Below are 23713 nucleotides of genomic sequence, written 5' to 3' on the forward strand. Positions count from 1 at the left end.
CCTCCGCGCGGGGACCGGTCACCGGGGGACCGCCGACGGGCAGAGTCCCGCCGCCCCGGGGAACGCTCGGCGTCCCCGGGCACGCGCCGGGCACCGTCGGCCGGCCCAGCCCCGCCCCCGCCGGCGCGCGGACCGTTACGGCTTGGCCGTGGAGACGGCGTAGACGCGGGGCATCGCCGGGTCGGAGAGGTCCACGATGATGTCGACCGTGGGCAGCGGGTCCTTCTGCTTGTACACGAGCCCCGCCCAGAGGTGGTCGGGCACCGAGAAGTCCCACTTCGCGATCTTCTGGTCACGCAGGGGGATCGTCACCGCCCCGGGTTTCAGGGAGGACCGGTTGGTGCCCATCTGGTTGAGGAAGGTGTCGAGGCGCCCCGAGGTCAGGTCGAACTGCGCGTACAGCCGGCTGTTCTTCCAGTTGTTGGTCTCGTAGTAGCGCACCTTCGAGGCGCCCGCCGGGATCGGCAGGTCGTAGATGCGCTTGCGGAACCCGGCGGGCCGCACGGGCTGCAGGCCGGTGGCCGCCGCCTCCGCCTCGCTCTTGCGGCCGCTGTCGCGGCTCTGCTCGGCGGCGATCGCGAGATAGCCCGCGGGCACCCCGACGAGCAGCACGATGACGATGAGGGTCAGCAGGCGCCTGCGGTTGCGGTGGCGGAGGTCCTCCGGCGGCTTCCCGCCGTCGTCCGTGGACGGCGGGTTCGTCGGTGACGCGGACGGCGGGGTCATGACGGCGGTTCCTGCTCCGGGGTGGACGTGCGGGTGTTCCTGATGGCCTGGGCGTAGCGCTCGTAGCGTTCGTGCCGTTCGGCGCGGCGGCGGTTGGCGCGCCGGAACCGGCGGGCGACGAGGCGGGCGAGGTCGGCCGCGCCGACCATGCCCGCCTCGGGGCCGAGCTGGGCTTTCACGATACGGGCCTCGGGCCGGTAGCCACGCCCCGTGAGCTGGCGGCGGAACGCGTCGCGGGCCGGCCCGATCAGCAGGTCGTCGGCGGCGCTGACGCCGCCGCCGATGACAAAGCAGGACGGGTCCAGGGCGGCGGCCAGGTTGGCGATGCCCACGCCCAGCCACTGGCCGATGTCCTGGAACAGTTCGATGCACATCGCGTCGCCCTCACGGGCGAGCTCGGTGATCAGCGGCCCCGTGATGTCGTGGACGTTGCCGTTGACCCGGTCGATGATGTTGTACGCGACCGGCGAGTCGGCGGCGGCGAGCTCACGGGCCTCCCTGACCAGCGCGTTGCCGGAGCTGTACTGCTCCCAGCAGCCGCGGTTGCCGCAGGGGCAGCGGTGGCCGCCGGGCACGACCTGCATATGGCCGAACTCACCGGCGACGCCGTACTTGCCCCGCTTGACGCGGCCGTCCTCCAGGATGGCGCCGCCGATGCCCGTGCCCAGGGTGATCATGACGAGGTGGTCCTCGCCGCGGCCGGCCCCGAAGCGCCACTCGGCCCAGGCGGCGGTGTTCGCGTCGTTGTCGACCATGACGGGCACGGCGAGCCGGGCGGCGAGCGCGTCCTTGAGGGGCTCGTCGCGCCAGGCGAGGTGCGGGGCGAACAGGACGCGGGAGCGGTCGGCGTCGACCCACCCCGCCGCGCCGATGCCCACGGCGTGCACGTCGTGCCGGTCGGACAGGTCGAGGACCAGCTCGACGATGGTGTCCTCGACGACCTTCGGGCTCTTGGACTTGTCGGGTGTCTCGGTGCGCAGGTGCTCCAGGATCTGGCCGTCGGCATCCACGACGCCGGCCATCACCTTCGTCCCCCCGATGTCGATGCCGACGGTGGGCACGCGGGGGGCGCTCAGGTGGGAGCGGCGCTCGCGGGTGCCGACCGTGCGCAGCACGGCGTCGCGGGCGGTGGAGCGGTGCGCGAGGTCGCGGTAGGTGCTCACAGGAGCCGGCCTCCCGCTCGGGCCGCCAGGGGCGCGGTGGCGCCGTGGTCCCGGTGTGTGGCGCGGTGGCGGTGCCGGCGGCCGGGCCGTGGCCTGGATGCTCGCACGAGTCGTGTCGTCCCTGCGGGGTCGGGGCCCTGCCCGGTGGCGGGCAGCGCGGCGGACGGTGCCCGCCACCGGCGATTGTGCCATCTGGCGTGTAGGGGTTTCGTGTGCGGCGTTGCCCGGCGCTACTCGCCGCCGTCCGGCCGGCCGCCGAGATGGTCCGAAACGGGGGCCCGTTCCAGTTCGTGGCTGAGTTCCTCCAGCTCGGAGCCGCCCGCCATCTGCCGGATGAGCTCCTCCAGGGCGATCTCGTCCTTGGTGTGGCTGCCTGCCATGGCACCCCGCTTGAGCAGGACGAAGCGGTCGCCGACGAGATAGGCGTGGTGGGGGTTGTGCGTGATCAGGACGACGCCGAGGCCCGCGTCCCGCGCGGCCGCCACGTACTTCAGGACGACACCGGACTGCTTCACGCCGAGCGCGGCGGTGGGCTCGTCCAGGACGAGGACTTTCGCACCGAAGTAGACGGCGCGCGCGATGGCGACGCACTGCCGCTCGCCGCCGGACAGGGTGCCGATCGGCTGGTCGACGTCGCGCAGGTCGATGCCCATGCGCAGCAGCTGCGCACGGGTCGTCTCCCGCATGAAGCCGGCATCGAGACGGCGGAATGGTCCCCGGCCCCTGGTCGGCTCGGAGCCGAGGAAGAAGTTGCGCCAGACCGGCATCAGCGCGACGACGGCCAGGTCCTGGTAGACGGTGGCGATGCCCCGGTCGAGGGCTTCGCGCGGCGAGCCGAGCACCGCGGACTCGCCCTCGATGCGCAGGACACCGCCGTCGTGCTGGTGCAACCCCGCGATGATCTTGATGAGGGTGGACTTGCCGGCACCGTTGTCACCGAGGACGCAGGTGATCTCGCCGGGGTGCACCTCCAGCGAGACGCCTTCGAGCGCCCGGATGTTGCCGTAGTACTTGCTGACGTCGGCCAGCTCCACGAGGGGCGTGGGGCCCTCGCTCCCGGGGGTGATCTCTTCGGGTGCTTCGATCATGATCGTGACTCCTCCGCGCGCCTGCGGACCCACGTGTTGAGCAGGGTGGCCAGCAGGAGCATGGCTCCGACGAAGAACTTGAACCAGTCGGGGTTCCACTCGGCGAAGACGATGCCCTTGTTGGTCATGCCGAAGATGAGGGCGCCGACGGCCGAGCCGATGGCGGAGCCGTAGCCGCCGGTGATCAGGCAGCCGCCGATGACGGCCGCGATGATGTAGATCAGCTCGTTGCCGACCCCCTCGCCGGACTGGACCGCGTCGAAGGAGAACAGCAGGTTCTGCCCGGCCACCCAGGCGCCGAAGCCGACGCCCATGTACAGCAGGATCTTGGTGCGCTTGACCGGTACGCCGACGGCGCGCGCCATGTCGGCGTTGCCGCCGGCCGCGAAGATCCAGTTGCCGAAGCGGGTGCGCAGCAGGATCCAGGTGGCGACGGCGATCATCACCAGCCACCACAGGATGGTGACCTTGAGGTCCATGCCGCCGACGGTCCAGGTGGACGCGAAGACCTCGCGGGCCGAGTCGAAGCCCCACATGTCACCGATGGTCTTGCTGGAGACGGTGCCGTCGATGAGCTTGGTGAAGCCCAGGTTCAGGCCGGTGAGCATGAGGAACGTGCCCAGCGTGATGATGAAGCTGGGGAGTTTGGTCACGGTCAGCATGAAGCCGTTGAACGCGCCGAACGCGAGCGTGACGACCAGCGAGACCCCGACGCCGACCCAGGCGTTCGCGGTCATCTGGTAGCTGAACATCGACGAGACCAGCGCGGAGCTCGTCACCATCACCCCGGCGGACAGGTCGAACTCGCCGCCGATCATCAGCAGCGACACCGGTACGGCCATGATGCCGATGGTCGAGGCCGCGTACAGCACGGTGGCGAGGCTGGACGCGCGCAGGAACGAGTCCGCGATGAGGGCGAAGAAGAGGAAGACGGCGATCGCGCCGACGACCGATCCGAGCTCGGGCCTGCCCATCAGCTTGCGCAGCGGGGAGGCCCGCAGCAGTCGCTCGTCACCGCCGGGAGCGTCGCCGGGTGGCCGCACGGAGGGCGCGGTCGCGGTCATCGCGTGCCCCGCTTGGCGTAGGCCTCCAGGGCGGACGCGTCCTTCTTGGTCACGATCTGCGGGCCGGTGAGGACGGGATTGCCGCCGCCGAGGACGTCGCGGTTGTACTTGTACAGCCACAGCAGGTCGACGGCCTCGTAGCCCTGGAGGTAGGGCTGCTGGTCGACGGCGAAGCCGAGGGCGCCGGAGCCCAGCTTGGCGGCGACCTGCTGGTTGAGGTCGAAGGTGTCGATCTCGGCCTTGCTCCCTGCGGTCTGCTTCGCCTGGAGGGCCGCGTCCGCGAACGGCGCGCCCAGGGTGACGACCGAGTCGATCGAGGGGTCGGCCTGGAGCTTGGCCTCGATGGAGGACTGCACGTCGGGCGTGCTGGTGCCGTCGACGTACAGGTTCTGCAGCTGTCCCGTGAAGGTCTTCTTGGCTCCGGCGCAGCGCTGTTCGAGGCCCACGTTGCCCTGCTCGTGGATCACGCAGAGGGCCTTCTTGCGGTGCTCCTTGTCGAGCTGCTCGCCGACGGCCTCGCCCGCGGTGGTCTCGTCCTGGCCGATGTGGGTGAGCGCGCCGAACGCCTTGGACTGCTCGGCACCCGAGTTCACCGTGATGACCGGAATGCCCGCCTTGGTGGCCTGGGCGACGACGGCTTTCATCGCGTCGGGCTTGGCCAGCGTGACGATCAGGCCGTCGACCTTCTTGTCTATGTAGGACTGGACCAGCTGCGCCTGGTCCTGGGCCTGGTCGCTGTGCGCGTAGAGGAACTTGACGTTGTCCTTCACCGCCGCCTGCTGGGCGCCGCTCTGGACGATGTCCCAGAACGTGTCGCCGTCGGCGGAGTGGGTGACCATGCCGATCGTCCACTTCGGCGTGTTCACGGCGGAGCGTCCGCCCGCCTTCGCCGCCGCCGCGCGCTCCTCGGCGCGCTTGCCGCCGGTGGCGCTGCACCCCGCGAGCGCCGAGGCCGCGAGGGTGACCGCGAGTACCGCGCCGGCGGCTCGCCGCACGGTACGCCTCCCCCAGCTGCGTCGTACCCCTGTTCGAATCCCTGTCACGACTGTATGCCCTTTCCCGTGGTCGCTGCTTTTTAGCCGGGGTACGCGGCCCCGTCAATACTTTGCCTGTACATCCCGGGTTTCCGTGCGCCGGGGGCAGCCGCCCGCCGAACGGTCAAGGACGGACGAGGAGTTGGAATTCGAACGAGTAGCGCGAGGCACGGTAGACGTGGGAGCCGAACTCGACGGCCCGGCCCGTGTCGTCGAAGGTGACCCGTTCCATGGTCAGCAGCGGCGCCCCGGCGGACTCGGCGAGCCGGGCGGCCTCCAGTACGGTCGCGGCGCGCGCGCCCACGGACTGCCGGGCGCTGTGCAGTGTGATCCCGCCGGCCCGCATCACGCGGTAGAGCCCGGTCGCCTCAAGGCGCTCACTGTCGCAGTCGAAGAGCCCGGCGGGCAGGTGGTTGCGGAGGTACGCCATGGGCTCGTCGTGCGCGAAGCGCAGGCGCTCCAGCAGCAGCACCTCGGCGCCCTCGGCCACCCCGAGCGCCGCCGCGACCTCGGCGCTCGCGGGCTGGAGCGCGTGACGCAGCACCCGGGTGGCGGGGCGCTGGCCGGCCGCCTCCAGGTCGTCGTAGAGGCTGGACAGCTCCATCGGGCGTTTGACCTGGCTGTGCACGACCTGGGTGCCGACTCCCCGGCGGCGCACCAGCAGGCCCTTGTCCACGAGGGACTGGATGGCCTGGCGGACCGTGGGCCGGGAGAGTCCGAGGCGGCCGGCGAGGTCGATCTCGTTGCCGAGGAGGCTGCCGGGGGCGAGGTGCCCCTGCTCGATGGCCGCTTCCAACTGCTGGGCCAGCTGGTAGTAGAGGGGTACCGGACTGGTACGGTCCACTTCGAGTGGGAGTGGCACACCTCTCTGATCGGTCACGCGGCAGAGCGTAGACCTCGCGTCCCGAGCCGGGAAGCGCCAGGTCCGATTGTCAGGACAAATGCTTGACAGGGTGCGCCAGGGAAGCCACCTTAAGGGCCATGCGTATCGGACTTATCGGCACAGGCCGCATCGGAAGTTTCCACGCGGAAGTGCTCAGCCGCCACCGTGAGGTCGGCGCCCTGGTGGTGGCGGACACCGACGCGGCGCGCGCCGCGGCCGTCGCCGACCGTACGGGGGCAACCGCCGCCCCCTCGGTGGACGAGATCTTCAGCTGGGGTGTGGACGCGGTGGTCATCGCGTCGGCGACCTCGTCGCACGCCGAACTGATCGCGCGGGCCGCGCGCGCCGGACTCCCCGCGTTCTGCGAGAAGCCGATCGCGCTCGACCTCGCGGGCACGCTCGGCGCGATCCGGGAGGTCGAGGCCGCCGGGACCGTCCTGCAGCTCGGCTTCATGCGCCGCTTCGACGCGGGCTACGCGGCGGCCCGCGACCTGGTGCTCTCGGGAGCGCTCGGCCGGCTGCACACCGTGCGGGCGATCACCTCGGACCCGGCGCCGCCCCCGGCCGCGTACCTGCCGCTGTCGGGCGGCCTGTACCGGGACTGCCTCGTGCACGACTTCGACATCCTGCGCTGGGTGACAGGCCGCGAGGTGAGCGAGGTGTACGCGACGGGTTCCGACGAGGGCCCCGCGATGTTCCGCGAGGCCGGCGACGTGTCGACCGCCGCGGCCGTACTGACGCTGGACGACGGCACGCTCGCCACGGCGACCGCGACCCGGTGCAACGGCGCCGGCTACGACGTGCGCATGGAACTCGCAGGAACCGACGACCAGTTCGCCGTCGGCCTGGACGACAGGACGCCGATCACGTCGACCGAGCCGAAGGGCCCGCCGCCCTGCGAGAACCCCTGGCCGGGATTCCTTGAGCGGTTCGCCCCGGCGTACGAGGCGGAGATCGACGCGTTCCTCGACGTCGTACGCGGCGAGCGCGCGAACCCCTGCGACGCCCGCGAGGCCCTGCACGCGCTGCGTATCGCGGAAGCCTGCGAGCGCTCGCGGGCGGAACACCGCCCGGTGCGGCTGGAGGAGATCCCGCAGGCCTAGCCGCGGGCCGCGAGGACACCGGCGGGCGGACGGCCCCGGGCCGTCCGCCCGCCGCCCGCACCCGTCGGCCGCCGGCACCGCACCCGCCCGCAAGCGCGCCTCGTCGTCGCCGGCGGGCCCGCGTCCGCGCCGGCTCCGCCCGTCCGTTCCCGCCCCCTCCGCTCCCGCGCTACCAGCGCAACGGCAGGTGCCGGGTGCCGCGGATCAGCATGCCCGGCAGCCAGTCGTACGCGGCGGAGGGCGTGTCCAGCGCGAGGTCCGGCGCGCGCTCCAGCAGCGTGCCGATCGCGATCTTCGCCTCCAGCCGGGCCAGCGGCGCGCCCAGGCAGAAGTGGATGCCGTGGCCGAAGGCCAGATGGGCCGCGCCGCCCTCGGCCGACCTGCGGATGTCGAAGGTGTCCGGTGCGGCGAACCGCTCCGGGTCGCGGTCCGCGGAGGCCAGCCCGATGAGCACCGGCTCCCCCGCGGGGATCTCCGCGCCGTCGTACGCGATGGGCTCGCGGGTGAAACGGAAGGTCGCGTTCTCGACCGGCCCGTCGTAGCGCAGCATCTCCTCGATCGCGCCGTCGAGCAGCCCAGGATCGGCGCGCAGCGCGGCGAGCTGGTCCGGGTTCTCCAGCAGGGCGCGGACCCCGTTGGAGATCAGGTTGACGGTGGTCTCGTGGCCCGCGACGAGCAGGATGAAGGCCATGGCCCGCACCTCCTCGGCCGAGAGCCGGTCGTCACCCTCCGCCTCCGTGCGCAGCAGGCCGGACAGCAGGTCGTCGCCGGGTTCGGCCCCCCGCCGCTTCGCGATCAGCGCGTCCAGGTAGTCCCGCATGGCGAAGACCGAGGTCCTGCTCCGCTCCGGGTCCGTGGGCGCGACGACGTCGTTCGACCAGGCCCGGAACGAGTCGCGGTCGCTGTCCGGCACGCCCAGCAACTCGCAGATCACGGTGATGGGCAAGGGGAAGGAGAGCGCGTCGACCAGGTCGCCCCGGCCTGCGGGCAGCATCGCGTCGAGCAGGCCGTCGGTGATCTCCTGCACGCGCGGACGCAGGGCCGCCACGCGCCGCGGGGTGAACTCGCGCGAGACGAGGCGGCGCAGCCGGGTGTGGTGGGGCGGGTCCGCGATCAGCAGGTGGCGGCCCATGATCCGGTCCTCGTCGTCCTGCGCCGGTGAGCTCTTGGACAGCCGGGCGTCGCCGAAGGCCGCACGGCACTCCTCGTGCCCGACCACCAGCCAGAACCGCCAGCCGTCGGCTCCGCGCATCTCGTGCACGGGGCCCATTTCCCGCATCTTCGCGTAGTGCGGATACGGGTTCGACGTGAAGTCGGCTCCCAGGTCGGCGAGTTCGAACGTAGCCATCACCCCAGCCTACGTCGGCCCCGGCCGGAGCGGGGCGCATCAAGGCGCGCGCACGGCGGGACCGAGAGGTTTACGCGAACGTGACGCACATGTCTGGATCTCGCCCGTCCGCCGTGGTTAAGGTAGCCACCACGAATTAATCTCAGCGTGAGAGGAATTGTGGCAACTACCTCGCTCCCCCGCACGTCCAACCGCAGCGCCGTGCTCGCGGCTCTGCTGTCCGGCGTCGAGATGGACCGTCAGCAGCTCATCGCGGACACCGGCCTGAGCCGTGCCACGGTGTTTCGGATCGTGGACGACCTGATGGGCGAATCCCTCGTCCGGGAGGGCCGCCGGATGCTGCGCGAAGGCCCCGGCAGGCAGTCGACGTCCGTGGGCTTCAACGACCGCTCCGCCCTCGTCTGCGGAATCGACCTCGGCGGCACCAACTGCCGCGTGGTGGTGGCCGACGCTCTGGGCCGCGCCGTCATCAGGAGCCGGGACGCCACTCCGCGGGACGCGGACGCCGACGAACTCGCCGCGTGGGTGGCGGGCCGGGTCACCGACCTCGTCGCCCGCTACGGCGGCGGCGTCCCGCTGCACACCGTGACGATCGGCCTGCCCGGTGTGGTCACCGGCGACGGCCGGTCCGTCGTCGCCTCGCACAATCTCGGCCAGATCACCGGTACCCGGTTCATCGAGGCGGTCTCCGCACTGCTCGACGTGCCCACCGCCGTCGGCAACGACTCCAACCTCGCCCTGCTGGGCGAACTCCAGTACGGGTCGCTGCCGGACCGGGAGACCGCCGTCCTGCTCGCGATGGGCACCGGTCTCGGCTCCGCCGTCAGTCTCGAAGGGCAGGTCCTGGTCGGCAGGACCGGCCTCCTCGGGGAGTTCGGCCGCCTCCCGCTGCCCGGCCGCGAGCAGCGGCTGCGCGATCTGCTCTCCGGCGCCGACCTGGTGGCGTACGCACGCGGCAGGGGCGTGGACGTACCGACGGCGCAGACCCTGTTCGCCGACCCGGAGACGTACGCGGACCTGCTGGCCGAGGTGCACGGCGCCCTGACCCACCTCGTCACGGTCGTGGCCCTCGCCTACGAGCCGAGCACCGTGGTGCTCACCGGCGGCTTCTCCGAGTCGTTCGGCGCGGGCCTGCTGGCCGGGATCAGCGACCGGGTCGCCGACACGGTCGGCGTCCGCAGCGTGGTGCGCAGGTCCGACCTCGGCGACTCCGCGGGGCTGCTCGGCTCCATGGCCGCCTCGCTCGGCCGGCTCTACGAGGCGCTCGGCGTCAGCACGGAGCACTCCGCGTCGATCGCCGTCGACCGCGACCTGGTCGTACGCCGCCTCGCCGCGTGCCCGACCACCCCCGGCGCCCCGGGCGCCGGCCACGACACCACTCCCGGCACCCCGCACGACGACCCGATGGCAGAAGGGTGAGAACAATGAACCGATCACGGATACGGTGCGCGCTCGCGGCGCTCCCGGTCCTCGCGCTCGCACTGACGGCGTGCGGCGGGGGCGGCGGCGCGACGAAGTCCGCCTCCGACCACAAGCTGACGATCTGGATGATGACCGGCGGCCCCGGTGACAGCCCCCTGATCAAAGACGTGGACGCCCAGTTCGAGAAGGCCCACCCGGGTATGAAGGCGGACGTCCAGATCCAGCAGTGGGACGGCGTCGCCACCAAGATCACCACGGCCCTGGCCAGCGGGAACCCGCCGGACATCGTGGAGATGGGCAACACCCAGACCCCGCTGCAGACCTACTCCGGCGGGCTGGCGGACCTCACGAAGGACACGGCGTCCTTCACCGGCTCCGGCAGCTGGCTGAGCGGGCTGTCGGGCCCCTCCCGGTTCGACGGCAAGCTGTACGCGGTACCGCTCTACGGCGGCACCAAGGTCGTCATGTACAACAAGAAGATGTTCGCGGACGCGGGCATCAAGGCTCCCCCGAGGTCCGTCGGCGACCTGGAGAAGGCGTGCGGCACGCTCGCCCGTACCAACAAGGGCACGGCCGACTTCTCAGGCTTCTACCTGCCGGGCCAGTACTGGTTCAACGGCATGCCCTTCCTGTTCGCCAAGGGCGGCAAGGTGGCCGCCGAGAAGAACGGCACGTGGCAGGCGCAGATGAGCTCGCCGGCCGACCGGGCCGGCCTCGCGGCCTGGAAGACGTTCCAGAACACCTGCTCCACCCCCTCCTCCGTCGGCGTCAACACCGACAGCCCCGACCAGGACCAGCTGTTCGCCGACGGCAAGGCGGCGATGGCCTACGTCAAGGCGTGGGAGCCCGCGGCCGTCGTCGAGAAGAACCCGAAGATGAAGGACGACATCGGCTTCTTCGCGATGCCCGGTTACAGCGCGGGCAGCACCATGCCCGTCATCGTCTCCGGTTCGACGATCGGCATCGCCGCGGCGAGTCCCGACCGCAAGGCGGCGGAGGACTGGCTGCGCATCATCACCGGCAGGACGTTCCAGCAGAAGATGGCGCTGAAACTCAACCTGCTGCCGATCTCGGCGGACTTCACTCCGGCCGGGGTGCCCGAGCAGCTGACGGTCGCGGCCGCGGCGAGCAAGCTCAGCCAGGCTCTGCCGAACAGCCCGGGCGAGGCGACGCTGGAGACGGAGCGCTACAACGAGCAGTTCTTCTCGAAGATCGCGGGCGGTGCGGACATCGCCTCGTCCTCGGCCGCGTACGACAAACACGCGACGGACGCCTTCAACTCCCTGAGCAACTGAGACTTCGGGACGCCTCATGGCAATCACTGAGAAGCAGAGCCCGGTGCGCGCGCCCGACCGGGCCCGCACGGGCCCGCCGGGCGGGCGGCGCCCCGCGCGCTCCCGCCTGCTCCCCTGGGCGATGGTGGCTCCCGCGCTGGCCGCGCTGCTGCTGGTCCAGGGCTATCCGCTGGTGCGTCTGCTGGTCCTGTCCACCCAGGACTTCGGCCCCCGGTCGCTGTTCACCGGGGAGTCGGACTTCGTCGGCCTGGGCAACTTCACCCGGCTCTTCGCGGACTCCGACTTCCTCGCGGTACTGGCGCGCACGGTGGTGTTCACCCTGGTGTGCGTCACGCTGCTGATGGTGCTGGGCTTCCTCCTGTCGCACCTGCTGATGGGGGTCTCCGCGTGGGCCCGCGTGGTCACCTCCGTCTGCCTGGTGCTGGTGTGGGCCATGCCCATGGTGGCCGCGACCCTGGTGTGGCAGTGGATGTTCCAGCCGCAGTACGGCGTGGCCAACTGGCTGCTCACACGGGTCAAGGTGTTCGGCGACCTGTCGGCGTACGACTGGTTCTCCCATCCGGTGCCCGCCCTCGGCCTGATCATCGTGCTCACCGTCTGGAAGGGACTGCCGTTCGTGGCGCTCACCCTGTTCGCCGCGCGCGGACAGATCTCCGAGTCGCTCTACGAGGCGGCCCGCCTCGACGGCGCCGGCACCCTCCAGATGTTCCGGCACGTCACCATCCCGATCATGCGGCCCGTCCTCGCGATCCTCACCATCCTCGAAGTGATCTGGTCGGTGAACTCGTTCACCCCGATCTGGGTGCTCACCCAGGGCGGCCCCGACGGCGCGACCACCACGCTCGGCGTCTACGCGTACATCACCGCGTTCAGCCGCAACCAGTACGGCGCCGGCGCGTCCGTGGCGGTCGTGACCGTCGTCGTCCTCGCGCTGTTCTCCATCGCCTACGTCCGCAGGCTGTCCCGGCAGGGGGAGGTCGTATGAGTGCCCCGGCCGCGCCGTCTCGCTCGCCCGCGCGGCGGCGCCGCACCGCCAACAACACCATCGCGATGGCCGTGTCGGTGGTGATGGTCTTCCCCGTCTACTGGATGGTCGCCACCGCGCTCAAGCAGCGGGCGCACATCCTCAGTTCCGTTCCGCAGTTCTTCCCCTGGCCGATGAGCCTTGCGAACTTCCACCGGGCCCTGGACAAGACCGGGTTCTGGACGTTCGTCCGCAACTCGCTGACGGTGACGCTGTCCTCGGTGGTCCTCTCGCTGGTCATCTCGCTGTTCGCGGCGATCGCCATCGCCAGGTTCCGCTTCGCGGGCCGCAAGGCGGTCCTCACGATCCTCGTGCTGGTGCAGATGGTGCCGGCGGCGGCCATGGTCATCCCGGTGTACCTGATGCTGCGGTCCATCGGCGGCCTGGACTTCGTCCCCGGCCTCGTCCTGACGTACATGACCTTCGTGCTGCCGTTCACCATCTGGACGCTGCGCGGGTTCGTCGACTCCGTCCCCGTCGAACTGGAGGAGGCCGCGCTCGTCGACGGCTGCGGGCGGTTCCAGATGTACGTCCGGGTGCTGCTGCCCCTGCTGATGCCCGGCATCGTGGCCACGTCGATCTTCGCGTTCGTCAACGCCTGGGACGACTACATCTTCGCCTACGTGATCATGAAGTCGCAGAGCAACTACACCCTCCCGGTGTGGCTCGTGTCCTTCAAGACCTCGGAGAGCGTCGACTACGGCGCGATGATCGCCGCCTCGACCATCTTCTCCCTCCCCGTCCTCGTCTTCTTCCTGCTGGTGCAGCGCCGTCTGGTGGGCGGCATGACCAGCGGCGCGGTCAAGGGCTGAGCACACTGGCGGCCGCCGCCCCCGCGCCACCCGTTTCCGACACGTCGCACACCAATCACACGACGACGAACTGCAAGGTGAGGAAAGACCCATGACCGAGCTGACCCGGCTCGCACACGGCGTGCTGTTCCCCGCGCTCGGGCGCAGGACCGTTCCCCGCTGGGCACGGGCCCGCGTCGCGGCGGGACTCGGCGGCTTCGTCCTGTTCGGCAAGGACATCGCGTCCCCCGAACAGGTACGGGAGCTGACCGGGGCCCTGCACGGCCTGCGCGACCACGTCCTGCTCTCCATCGACGAGGAGGGCGGTGACGTCAACCGGCTGGAGAACGTCGGAGGTACGTCCGTGCCGGGCAACCATGCCCTCGGCCGCCTCGACGACCCGGCGCTGACCCGCGAGGCGGCCTACCAGATCGGCCTCTCGCTGGTGGAGGCCGGAGTCGACTGGGACCTGGCGCCCGCCGTCGACGTCGCCGTCAACCCCCTGTCCCCCAACGGGATCCGCACCTTCGGCCCGGACCGCGCGCTGGTGGCCAGGCACGCCGCCGCCTGGGTGGAGGGGCTGCAGGCCGCCGGGGTGAGCGCCTGTGCGAAGCACTTCCCCGGCCACGGCCTCAGCTCGACCGACGCGCATCTCGGCACACCGGCGGTGGACCTGTCCCGGCAGGAGCTGGTGGACCACTATCTCGACCCGTTCCGCGCGGCCATCGCCGCGGGAGTCGACAGCATCATGGTCTCGCACGTCCATCTCACCCAACTGGACGACGTGCCCGCCACCATCAGCCCGGCCGTGCTGACCGGTCTGCTGCGCGACGAACTGGGCTTCGACGGCGTGGTCATCACCGACGCGCTGGAGATGCACGGCATCAGCGACGTGGCGAGCCTGCCGGAGGCGGCCGTCCGCGCGATCGCCGCCGGGGCGGACGCCCTGTGCCTGGGCGCCTGGGCGTTCGGCGACGACGTGGACGCGGCGGCCGGCGCCCTGGTCGCGGCCGTCGAGGACGGCACCCTGCCCGAGGGGCGGCTGCGCGAGGCGGTCAGCAGGATCGCGCAGCTCGGCACCCGGCCGCGCGCCACCGGCACCCCGCACGACGACGCCGTGGGCGAGCGACTGGCCCGTGAGGTGGTCGAGGTACGCGGCGACGCCGCGCTCAGGGGCCGCCGCGCCCTCGTCGTACGGCTCGACCCGACGCACTCGCCGGCGCAGGGCGGCGCGTCCTGGGGCGTAGAGGAGCCGCTGCGGGCGGCGGGCGTCGACGTCGAGTCGCTGGCCGTGGCGGGCGACACGTACAACGCCGAGGGCATGATCAAGGCGGAGGTCGGCCTCTACCTGGACGAGTTCGGTGCCGACGCGGACGTGGTGCTGCTGGTGCGCAGCTCGCACCGGTTCCCCTGGCAACGGCCCGTCCTGGACGAGCTGCTGGAACGCCACCCCGGGTGCGTCGTCGTCGACATGGGGGTGCCGGGCGACGACTTCGGCGGCTTCCGGGGCTGGGTGCGCACCTTCGGCGCGTCGCGGGTGTGTGCCCGCGCCGCCGTCGACGTCCTGCTGGGCGCGCGGTGACCTGCTCCCGCCGGGGCCTTCGCCGGCCGCCCACGGCGGACCCGCGGTGGTGAGGCGGGCGGGAACCGACGCGATCACCGGCCCCGCGGTTCCCCCGTCGGGCGCGGGCGGGGAGACCGGCGGTGGACGGCTGTTCGTCGGCGGCCGGTTCGCGACGGCCGACGCGGGGGTCACCGAGGGGTGGCTGCTGGTGCGCGGCGGGCGGATCCACTCGCTCGGCACCGGCGCGCCGCCCCGCGTACCGGATCCCGTGGTGGAGCTGGCCGGCCGGCTCGTCGTGCCGGGATTCGTGGACCCGCACTGCCACGGCGGCGCGGGCCACTCGCTCTACACCGGCGACCCGGACGACGTACGGGCCGCGGCGGCGGGGCATCTCGCACGCGGTACGACCACGATGCTGGCGTCCATCGCCACGATCGACCCACCGGCCATGGAGGCGGCGGCGCGGGCGGTGGCGTCGGTCATCGACGACGGGTCCGCGCCGAACCTGGTGGGGATCCACTTCGAGGGGCCTTTCCTGTCGCAGGCCCGGCGCGGCGCCCAGACCCGCCGCGCGCTGCGCGAACCCGACCCGGAGCTGATGGAGCGGCTGTTGCGGGCGGCGGGCGGCCACGCCGTGTCGATGACCCTGGCACCGGAGCTGCCGGGCGCCGCAGAGTTCATCCGGCGTCACGGCGAGGAGCTGGTGTGCTGCCTCGGACACACCGACGCGGACGCGGAGGGCTTCGCCCGGGCCGCGGAGCTCGGGGCCCGGGCGGTGACCCATCTGTTCAACGCGATGCCGCCGCTGCACCACCGGGAGCCGGGGCCGGTCGCCGCCGCACTGCTCGACCCCCGGCTCGTGTGCGAAGTGATCCTCGACGGGCACCATCTCGCCGATGACACCGTGCGTCTCGCGCATCGCGTCGCGGGGCCCGACCGGCTGATGCTGGTGAGCGACGCGATGCCCGCTGCGGGGATGGCGGACGGGACGTACGCCTTCGCGGACCGGGAAGTGAGCGTCGAGGGCGGGGTGGCCCGGCTGCGCGGCACCGGCACGCTCGCCGGCTCGACGCTGTTCGTGGCGCAGGCGCTGCGCCGGGCGGTGTCGGTGGTGGGGCTGCCGCTCGGGGATGCCGTGCGGATGGCGTCCGGTACGGCCGCACGGCTGCTCGGCCTGCGCGACCGGGGGGAACTGCGGCCCGGCCTGCGGGCCGACCTGGTGGCGCTGGACGGGGAGTTGCGGCCGGAGGGGGTGTGGCTCGGCGGGAACGCCGTGCCCGTCGCCGCTCTGTGACGCCCGCGCCGCCGGGCGGGACCCTGCCCGCTGTCCCGGGCCGGCCCGCACGGCCCCGCCGGTTCGCCGGTTCGCCGGTTCGCCGGTTCGCCGGTTCGCCGGTTCGCCGGTTCGCCGGTTCAGCCGCCGTCCTCGGGCGGCAGTTCGTACGAGCCCGTCGCGGCCGGGCCGGTGGGCCGCAGGGTGAGCGCGGTGATCCCGCCTCCCGTGCCGACGGCCCTGCGGTCGGTGACCTCGAAGCCGATCGGCGGGGCGCCGTCAGGGAAGAGCCGCCCGCCGCCACCGAGGTACACCGGGAAGACCAGGACGCGGTAGAGGTCGATGACGCCCTGCCCGAACAGCGAGCGGATCAGGGCGCCGCTGCCGTGGATCTGGATCTCGCGGCCGGGCTGCTCCTTGAGCTTCTTGACGGCGGCCACCGGGTCCCCGCCGAGGACGGTCGTGCGATGCCACGCGGGGTCCGTCAGCGTGCCGGAGACGACGTACTTGGGCAGGGAGTTGAGGGCGCTGGCGACGGGGTTCGCCGGGTCGGTGATACGCGGCCAGTACGCGGCGAAGATGTCGTACGTCCTGCGGCCGAGGAGGAAGCCGTCGGCGCGCGCGAACTCCTCGACGACGTAGGAGCCGAACGTCTCGTCGCCGTAGGGCACGGACCAGCCGCCGTGCCGGAAGCCGTCGCTGGTGTCCTCGGACGGGCCGCCGGGTGCCTGCATGACGCCGTCGAGGGAGACGAAGGTGGTGGCGGTGATCTCGGCCATGATCCTGCTCCTCGGGTGGGGGCCTCCTGCGCACAGGTGTACCGCTTGAGACCCCGCTGGGGCGCGCGACTCATCGGTGGGGGTGACCAGGGGGCGCATTACCTTTTCGCAGAAGCTAACAGTCGGGCTCTCCTCGCGAGGATGGACACGCGCGTGCGGAAATCTTCGCGACAGATACGCCGCAATCCCCCTCCTTATATATTGACGTTGGAAGGAAACTCTGGATACGGTCGCCGCGCGAATGACACCGAAAAGAACGGCTGGGACGACGGTGACGACGGTGACGACGGCGCAAGCCGGGAACGACGACGCGTCTCTCGACGCGGTGCCCCTGAACGCGGGCTGGACGCTGCGGCACCAGGGCGAGGCGCTGCCCGCCCGGGTACCCGGGTGCGTGCACACCGATCTGCTGGCCGCGGGCGTCATCCCCGACCCCTACCTCTCCGGGAACGAGCTGGAGGTCGACTGGGTCGGCCGCACCGACTGGGTGTACGACACGGTCCTGCCCGCACGCGGCACCGGGCACGAGCGCACCGACCTCGTCTTCGACGGCCTCGACACGATCACGCAGATCAGCCTCGGCGGTGAGGTGATCGGCCGCACCGCCAACATGCACCGCGGCTACCGCTTCGACGTGACCGGGCGGCTCGCCGCCGAGACCCCCCTGTCCGTCCTGTTCTCCTGCTCCTACGACGCGGCGGAGGCGGTACGGGAGCGGCTCGGCGCGACGAAGGAGGCGTACGGGCAGGACCCGCGGCCCTTCATCCGAAAGATGGCCAGCGCCTACGGCTGGGACTGGGGACCGTCGCTGCCCACGGCCGGCATCTGGAAGGACGCCCGTCTGGAGCACTGGTCGACGGCGCGGCTCGCCCGGGTGCGCCCGCTGGTGAGTGTGGACACCACCACGGGAACGGGCCGGGTGGAGGTCCGCGTCGACATCGAGCGGACCGCGCCGGGCACGGCCCGGGAGCTTGCCGTCGACCTCCGGGTGGGCGGCGCGAGCGCCACCGTGGCCGTCGAGGGCGATACGGCCGTCGTCGTCGCCGAGGTCGCGGACGCGGCCCTGTGGTGGCCCCGCGGTTACGGCGAGCAGCCCCTGTACGACTGCGGGATCACACTCCGCACGGCCGACGGGACGGTCCTCGGGCAGTGGGCGCGGCGGATCGGTTTCCGCGATGTCGTGGTGGACACGCGCGCCGACGAGCACGGCACCGGCTTCACCTTCGTCGTCAACGGCGAGCGGATCTTCGCGCGCGGCGTGAACTGGATTCCCGACGACGTCTTCCCCTCCCGCGTGACGGCGGCCCGCTACCGCGAGCGCCTCACCCAGGCCGTCGGCGCGGGCGTGGACACCGTACGGGTGTGGGGCGGCGGCATCTTCGAGCGGGACGAGTTCTACGACGCCTGCGACGAGCTGGGGCTGATGGTGTGGCAGGACTTCCTCTTCGCCTGCGCCGCCTACCCGGAGGAGCAGCCCATCCGGGGCGAGGTCGAGGCCGAGGCGCGGGAGAACGTCGCGCGGCTGATGCCGCACCCCAGCCTGGTGCTGTGGAACGGCAACAACGAGAACCTGTGGGGATTTCGCGACTGGGGCTGGGAGAAGCCGCTGGCCGGTGACTCCTGGGGCGAGGGGTACTACCTGGGGCTGCTGCCGCGCGTTGTCGCGGACATCGACCCGACCCGGGCCTACTGGGCGGGCAGCCCCTGGTCCGGGTCGTGGGAGCACCACCCCAACGACCCCGCGCACGGCGTCGTCCACTCCTGGGACGTCTGGAACACCACGGACTACACCGACTACCTGGACGACGTGCCGCGGTTCGTCTCCGAGTTCGGCTGGCAGGCGCCGCCCGCGTACGCGACGCTGCGCCGCGCGCTGCCCGGCGAGGAACTCGTCGCCGACTCCCCCGGGATGCTCCACCACCAGAAGGCCGACGACGGCAACGGCAAGCTGGAGCGCGGCCTCGCACGCCACTTCGCGGTGCCCGCCGGCGACGACTTCGACCGGTGGCACTACCTGATGCAGGTCAACCAGGTGCGCGCCATCGCGACCGGGATCGAGCACTGGCGCTCGCACTGGCCGGTGTGCGCGGGCACCATCGTCTGGCAGCTCAACGACTGCTGGCCGGTGACGAGTTGGGCTGCGGTGGACGGTGACGCGCGGCTCAAGCCGCTCTGGTACGAGCTGCGCAGGCTGTACGCCGACCGGCTGCTGACGATCCAGCGGCGCGACGGTGTGCCCACGCTGCTGGCGGTGAACCAGTCCAAGGAGGGCTGGCGTCCGGAGGTCCGACTGCGCCGGATGTCGGTCACCGGCGACGTGCTCGCCGAGGCACGGGTGCCGTTGAGCGCCGGGGCGCGCGGCGTCGCCGGGCAGGCGGTCCCCGACGCCCTGCTGCCAGGGCCGGGCTCGCGCACCGAGTACCTGGTGGCGGACGCGGACGGGCTGCGCGCGCTCCACTTCCCGGTTCGGGACCTGGAGTTCGCCTACCCCGATCCGGCGTACGAGGTGGCCGTGGCCGAACTGCCCGACGGTGCCGCCGGGGTGACGGTGACCGCGCGCACGCTCGTCCGGGACCTGCTGCTCCAGGCCGACCGGCTGGCACCAGACGCCGTGGCCGACCAGGGCCTGTTCACCCTGCTGCCCGGGGAGAGCGCGACGATCCGGGTGAGCGGCTGGGCAGCGCCGGACCGTGCCGCGGCCCGGGCGGCGCTGTTCGCGGTGACGCGTTCGTCAACCGTGGGGCCGGTGTCCGACTGACGGGCCGACGTGGCGGGGCCCCCGGTTCGTGGGTTCCGCCGGGTCGCCACCAATACGGGCTCCGGTCGGAACGGGGTCCCGGGCCCCGATCCTGACGGGTACGTGGGTCCCGGCCCGTGAGGACCGGGACCCGGACACGGGACGCGTCACGCCGGACGAACGGGGCCGGGAGGCCGGGGGTCCGAGCCGCTTCGTACGGTCCGCCCCGGGGCCGGTCCCGGCGGTCTCAGCCGCCCAGTTCGCGGTGGCGGTCGGCGAGCGCAGCGGCGCCCCCCGGGGTCAGCGAACCGAACAGCCGCAGCCGGGAGATGCCCCCGTCGGGGAAGGTGTCGAGGCGCACCCCGTCGCCGGTCGCCGGGGCCGGCAGGACGAAGCGGTGCACCGCGTCGGGCTGGAGCCGGGTGCGGGGCAGGATCTCCGCCCACTCCCCGCTCGCGCCGTCGCGCACGGACAGTGCGGCCCAGCCCGCGGCGTTGCCCTTGTAGCAGGCGGTGTCGATCTCGACGGCCCGGATCTCGGCCTGCGCCACCAGGCGGTAGCGGATCCAGTCGTGCCCGTCGTCGCGCCTGCGCCGGGTCTCCCAGCCCTCGTCCATGGCGGCGGAGCGGCCGGGGGCGAGGGTGTTGGAGCCGGGGGAGAAGAAGCGGTCGGAGGTGTCCTCGACGTGCCCGCCGTGTTCGAGCGCGACGACGTCGAAGGTGCCGAGAGCCGCGAGCCACGCCGGATCGGGCACGGCGTCCCCGTACACCCGCAGCCGGGCGATCCCGCCGTCGGGGAACTGCCGGAGCCTGAGGTGGGTGAAGCGCCGCGGCACGTCGACGGCGAAGCCGTTGGCCGCGTGGCCGCCGACCGTCGAGCGGGGCACCAGCGTGGCCCACTCGACGCCGTCGGCGATGAGCTCCGCGACGGACGGCTGCCCCGGCAGCGAGGCCCCCTCGACGGCCACGGCCTGGGGGTGGTTGCCCCGGAAGTGGGCGGTGTCCACCACCAGCGCGCGCACCACACCCGGCACGCCGAGGCGGACCAGCGCCCAGTCGTGGTCGTCGGGGGCGGGGTGCGGCGCGTCGGGTCCTGTGCCGCGCCTGCGACGGGTCTCCCAGCCGTCCATGATCTTGCCCTTGTGGCCGAACGCCGCCGGGTCGAAGACGGGACGCTCGCGCCTGAGCAGGTTCTCGCGCTCGGCGAAGAACTCGTCGCCGGCAGCGACCACCGCGGCGCCGAGCCTGCGGTCGGCGAGGTCGGCGAGGTGGGTGAAGGGGAAGTCGGCCGCGCGGTAGTCGGCGTACGGGTCGCCGCCGGCGTAGGGGCGTGCGTTCCCGGTGAACGCGGCGGACGCGACGGTCCCGCCCGTACCCGGCGTCGACCGTGTGTCGGGGACGAGGGTGGTCCCCGGCTCGTGTGTCACCTCAGTGATTCCTTTCGAGGAGCTGACCTGTGGGCTGGCCGACCGTGCCGGCCTCGGCGATCCGGCGGCCCCTGAGCCAGGTGGCCTTGACCACCCCGTACAGGGTCCGGCCCGCGTACGCCGTGACGCGGTTGCGGTGGTGCAGGTGCGCGGGGTCGACGGTGAACGTCTCGTCGGGCGCGAGTACGGCGAAATCGGCGTCGCGGCCCGCGGCGACGGCGCCCTTGGCGGTGAGGCCCGCGAGCGCGGCGGGTGCCGTGGACATCCAGCGCGCCACGTCCTCGATCGGGTGGCCCCGGCGCCGCGCCGCCGTCCACACGGCGGGCAGGCCGAGCTGGAGGGAGGAGATACCGCCCCACGCGGTGGCGAAGTCGGGGGTCTTGAGGTCGGCGGTGCACGGCGAGTGGTCGGAGACGACGCAGTCGATGGTGCCGTCGGCGAGCGCCCGCCACAGCGCGTCCTGGTTGGCGGCCTCACGGATGGGCGGACAGCACTTGAACTCCGTGGCGCCGTCCGGCACTTCCTCGGCCGTCAGCGTGAGGAAGTGCGGGCAGGTCTCGACGGTGATCCGCACACCGGCCGCTTTCGCGGCGGCGAGCAGCGGCAGCGCGCCGCTCGACGACAGGTGCAGGACGTGCACCCGGGCGTCGAGTTCCCGGGCCGTGTCGATGAGTGTGCGGACGGCGGCGTTCTCCACCTCGCGGGGGCGGGAGGCGAGGAAGTCGGCGTACGCGGGTCCCACGCGGTGCGGGGCGCTCTCCAGGGCGTGCGGATCCTCGGCGTGCACGATGAGCAGGCCGCCGAAACCGATGATCTCCTTGAGGGCCGCCGCCAGCCGTTCGCGGTCCAGTTCGGGGAACTCGGGGACGCCGGAGGGCGAGAGGAAGCACTTGAAGCCGAAGACGCCGGCGTCGTGAAGGGGGCGCAGGTCGCCGGCGTTGCCGGGCACCACCCCGCCCCAGAATCCGACGTCGACGTGGGCCTTGGGGCGCGCCACCTCCTGTTTGATGCGCAGGTTCGGCACGGTCGTCGTGGGCGGGAGCGAGTTGAGCGGCATGTCGAGGAGCGTGGTGACCCCGCCCGCCGCGGCGGCCCTGGTCGCCGTCGTGAACCCTTCCCAGGCCGAGCGGCCCGGGTCGTTCACATGGACGTGGGTGTCGACGAGTCCCGGCAGGACGACGTGGTCCCCGACGTCCAGGAGCCGGGCTCCCGGTGGCGGATCGGCGTCGTAGGGCAGGACGGCGGCGATCCGCTCGCCGGCGACGGCCACGGCGGCCGGGCGCGTACCCTCCGGCGTGACGACGCGGGTCGAGCGCAGGACAAGGCTCACCTCGGGCATGCGTACCTTTCGGTCGGGTCACCGGCCACCACGGAATTCAACGAACTGTTGAAGAGTCTTCTCCGCGCACTCCGGCCCGTCAAGAGCCCTTGATTGAAGCTTTCCACGAAGTGAAATGCCTATTCCGACCAGCAGAATGTACCTTTGACCAAGGCATCGGGTACGTCCACCGCCCGATAGGCTTCAGGCTTTGCCTGCCCGTTCGCGAAAGGACCGCCCACGTGCCGTCGTCCAGCGCCAGCACCACAGACGCCGCGAAACCCACCTCCGGGAGCGGGGGCGTCCAGTCCCTGGAGCGCGCCTTCGACCTGCTCGAACGGATGGCGGACGCGGGCGGCGAGGTCGGCCTGAGTGAACTCTCGGCGAGCAGCGGGCTGCCCCTGCCGACCATCCACCGCCTCATGCGCACACTCGTGGCATGCGGATACGTGCGCCAGCAGACCAACCGGCGCTACGCGTTGGGACCGCGCCTGATCAGACTGGGCGAGTCCGCCTCCCGGCTGCTGGGCACCTGGGCCCGGCCCTACCTCGCGCGACTCGTCGACGAGACGGGCGAGACCGCGAACATGGCGCTGCTCGACGGCGACGAGGTCGTGTACGTGGCCCAGGTCCCGTCGAAGCACTCCATGCGCATGTTCACCGAAGTCGGCCGCCGGGTCCTGCCGCACTCGACCGGGGTCGGCAAGGCACTGCTCGCGACGCTGCCCCCCGGGGAGGTACGCGAGCTGCTGGCACGCACGGGCATGCCCGCCGCGACGGACAAGACGATCACGACACCCGACCGCTTCCTGGCCGCCCTGGACGACGTACGTGCGGCGGGTTACGCGGTCGACGACAACGAGCAGGAGATCGGCGTCCGCTGCCTCGCGGTGCCGATCCCCGGGTCGCCGACAGCGGCCGCGATCTCCATCTCCGGGCCCGCGGGCAGGGTGACGGAGGCGGCGACGGACCGGATCGTCCCGGTACTCCAGGAGGTGGCGGGCGCGCTGTCCGAGGTACTGACGAACGCGACGTCCTGAGGAACGGCACGGACGACCGCTGCGACCCGCCGTCCGACGCTCGCCCGCGCGGACCAGGCCTTCCGGCGGTCGCACTCGTCCGCCGTTCCGTGCGGGCCCCCGTCCGCGCCTCCTCCGGGCGGAGCCCGTCCGCGCCTCCCTGTGCGGGGCGGCGGCCGAGGCTGCCGCCGGGCGTGCTCCGGGTCAGTCCTGGCCGGGGGACGCCGATCCGAAGACCTCGACCCCGGTCCGTACGGCCATCAGCGCGGGGCCGAGAGCGCTGACCGAACCGATCGAACCGACGATCAGCAACAGCGACCGCCGCATCCTGGCGATTTCGGGCGTACCGCCCTCCACCATGGCCGCCAGGGCCGCCAGTTCCTCCTCGGCCACCCCGCGGTCCCTGAACTCCCCCGGATACGCGGAAAGTTCGCGTCGCAGCCGGGACACTGCCGCCCGCAGCCCCGCGACCCGGGGGTCCCCGGAATCCTCCGGTCGCACCCCGGTGGCGCCCACGGCTCCGCACTCCTCGCCCGGCCGGTCCTGCTCCATCACCCGCGCCCGCCCCATGCCCCAGAGCACTGCTCTCCCCCTCGCCGTCGCACAACGTCGTGCTGGTTCGCGCCCCACGTCGGTGGTCAACCTCCCTGGTTTCG

The 23713-nt window shown here is 72.2% G+C and carries 20 protein-coding genes; 9 read left to right on the forward strand and 11 right to left on the reverse strand.

Annotated elements, in window-relative coordinates; translation table 11 throughout:
• Positions 1–135 precede the first annotated feature (135 nt).
• From OG310_RS06265 to OG310_RS06290, 6 genes are all read right to left on the reverse strand, one after another.
• A complete protein-coding gene (locus tag OG310_RS06265) occupies positions 136–726 on the reverse strand; it encodes a sugar kinase (protein WP_329454873.1) in 591 nt (196 codons plus the stop codon).
• Positions 723–1889, reverse strand: coding sequence for an ROK family glucokinase (locus OG310_RS06270; RefSeq protein ID WP_329454874.1), 1167 nt, complete (start codon positions 1887–1889; stop codon positions 723–725). Before OG310_RS06270 ends, OG310_RS06265 begins: the two co-directional genes overlap by 4 nt.
• A gap of 230 nt (positions 1890–2119) precedes the next feature.
• On the reverse strand, positions 2120–2977 hold the full coding sequence (locus tag OG310_RS06275) for an ATP-binding cassette domain-containing protein (protein WP_329454875.1): 858 nt from the start codon (positions 2975–2977) through the stop codon (positions 2120–2122).
• Positions 2974–4041, reverse strand: a complete 1068-nt coding sequence (locus OG310_RS06280; RefSeq protein WP_329454876.1) for an ABC transporter permease — start codon at positions 4039–4041, stop codon at positions 2974–2976. The genes OG310_RS06275 and OG310_RS06280 overlap by 4 nt, the downstream gene beginning before the upstream one ends.
• Complete coding sequence (locus OG310_RS06285) at positions 4038–5036, reverse strand: sugar ABC transporter substrate-binding protein (protein WP_329454877.1); 999 nt, start codon at positions 5034–5036, stop codon at positions 4038–4040. Before OG310_RS06285 ends, OG310_RS06280 begins: the two co-directional genes overlap by 4 nt.
• A 163-nt stretch (positions 5037–5199) precedes the next feature.
• Complete coding sequence (locus OG310_RS06290) at positions 5200–5955, reverse strand: GntR family transcriptional regulator (protein ID WP_329454878.1); 756 nt, start codon at positions 5953–5955, stop codon at positions 5200–5202.
• 101 nt (positions 5956–6056) lie between these two features.
• Between OG310_RS06290 and OG310_RS06295 the strand changes: the two genes are divergently transcribed.
• Positions 6057–7061: a Gfo/Idh/MocA family protein gene (locus OG310_RS06295; RefSeq protein WP_329454879.1), complete on the forward strand. Its 1005-nt coding sequence runs from the start codon at positions 6057–6059 to the stop codon at positions 7059–7061.
• A 169-nt stretch (positions 7062–7230) separates the two neighbouring features.
• Here OG310_RS06295 and OG310_RS06300 read toward each other — a convergent pair whose 3' ends face one another.
• The gene (locus OG310_RS06300; RefSeq protein WP_329454880.1) at positions 7231–8409 is read right to left on the reverse strand and encodes a cytochrome P450 family protein; all 1179 of its coding nucleotides are present in this window, start codon (positions 8407–8409) and stop codon (positions 7231–7233) included.
• A gap of 147 nt (positions 8410–8556) precedes the next feature.
• Here OG310_RS06300 and OG310_RS06305 point away from each other — a divergent pair, with 147 nt between their 5' ends.
• The 6 genes from OG310_RS06305 (at position 8557) to nagA (ending at position 15799) form a co-directional block, all read left to right on the forward strand.
• Positions 8557–9828: an ROK family transcriptional regulator gene (locus OG310_RS06305; RefSeq protein WP_329454881.1), complete on the forward strand. Its 1272-nt coding sequence runs from the start codon at positions 8557–8559 to the stop codon at positions 9826–9828.
• Positions 9829–9833: 5 nt separating this feature from the next.
• Positions 9834–11126, forward strand: coding sequence for an extracellular solute-binding protein (locus tag OG310_RS06310; RefSeq protein WP_329454882.1), 1293 nt, complete (start codon positions 9834–9836; stop codon positions 11124–11126).
• Between the two features lie 16 nt (positions 11127–11142).
• On the forward strand, positions 11143–12111 hold the full coding sequence (locus tag OG310_RS06315) for a carbohydrate ABC transporter permease (protein WP_329454883.1): 969 nt from the start codon (positions 11143–11145) through the stop codon (positions 12109–12111).
• Positions 12108–12962: a carbohydrate ABC transporter permease gene (locus OG310_RS06320; protein ID WP_329454884.1), complete on the forward strand. Its 855-nt coding sequence runs from the start codon at positions 12108–12110 to the stop codon at positions 12960–12962. The genes OG310_RS06315 and OG310_RS06320 overlap by 4 nt, the downstream gene beginning before the upstream one ends.
• 91 nt (positions 12963–13053) lie before the next feature.
• The gene (locus OG310_RS06325; RefSeq protein WP_329454885.1) at positions 13054–14523 is read left to right on the forward strand and encodes a glycoside hydrolase family 3 protein; all 1470 of its coding nucleotides are present in this window, start codon (positions 13054–13056) and stop codon (positions 14521–14523) included.
• 49 nt (positions 14524–14572) lie between these two features.
• Positions 14573–15799, forward strand: coding sequence for an N-acetylglucosamine-6-phosphate deacetylase (nagA, locus tag OG310_RS06330; RefSeq protein WP_329454886.1), 1227 nt, complete (start codon positions 14573–14575; stop codon positions 15797–15799).
• A 119-nt stretch (positions 15800–15918) separates the two neighbouring features.
• Here nagA and OG310_RS06335 read toward each other — a convergent pair whose 3' ends face one another.
• Positions 15919–16557, reverse strand: coding sequence for a dihydrofolate reductase family protein (locus tag OG310_RS06335; RefSeq protein ID WP_329454887.1), 639 nt, complete (start codon positions 16555–16557; stop codon positions 15919–15921).
• 280 nt (positions 16558–16837) lie between these two features.
• Between OG310_RS06335 and OG310_RS06340 the strand changes: the two genes are divergently transcribed.
• Positions 16838–19315, forward strand: coding sequence for a glycoside hydrolase family 2 protein (locus tag OG310_RS06340; protein WP_329454888.1), 2478 nt, complete (start codon positions 16838–16840; stop codon positions 19313–19315).
• A 226-nt stretch (positions 19316–19541) separates the two neighbouring features.
• Here OG310_RS06340 and alc read toward each other — a convergent pair whose 3' ends face one another.
• Both alc and allB read right to left on the reverse strand, forming a co-directional pair.
• Positions 19542–20720, reverse strand: coding sequence for an allantoicase (gene alc / locus OG310_RS06345; protein WP_329454889.1), 1179 nt, complete (start codon positions 20718–20720; stop codon positions 19542–19544).
• A 1-nt stretch (position 20721) separates the two neighbouring features.
• A complete protein-coding gene (gene allB / locus OG310_RS06350; protein WP_329454890.1) occupies positions 20722–22059 on the reverse strand; it encodes an allantoinase AllB in 1338 nt (445 codons plus the stop codon).
• A gap of 221 nt (positions 22060–22280) precedes the next feature.
• On the opposite strand from allB, the gene OG310_RS06355 reads away from it, so the two are divergent.
• Entirely contained in the window at positions 22281–23078 is a 798-nt protein-coding gene (locus OG310_RS06355; RefSeq protein ID WP_329454891.1) for an IclR family transcriptional regulator, read from the forward strand.
• 183 nt (positions 23079–23261) lie between these two features.
• Here OG310_RS06355 and OG310_RS06360 read toward each other — a convergent pair whose 3' ends face one another.
• The gene (locus tag OG310_RS06360) at positions 23262–23609 is read right to left on the reverse strand and encodes a DUF5955 family protein (RefSeq protein ID WP_443078824.1); all 348 of its coding nucleotides are present in this window, start codon (positions 23607–23609) and stop codon (positions 23262–23264) included.
• Positions 23610–23713 lie beyond the last annotated feature (104 nt).

Source organism: Streptomyces sp. NBC_01497, from assembly GCF_036250695.1.
GTDB lineage: Bacteria > Actinomycetota > Actinomycetes > Streptomycetales > Streptomycetaceae > Streptomyces.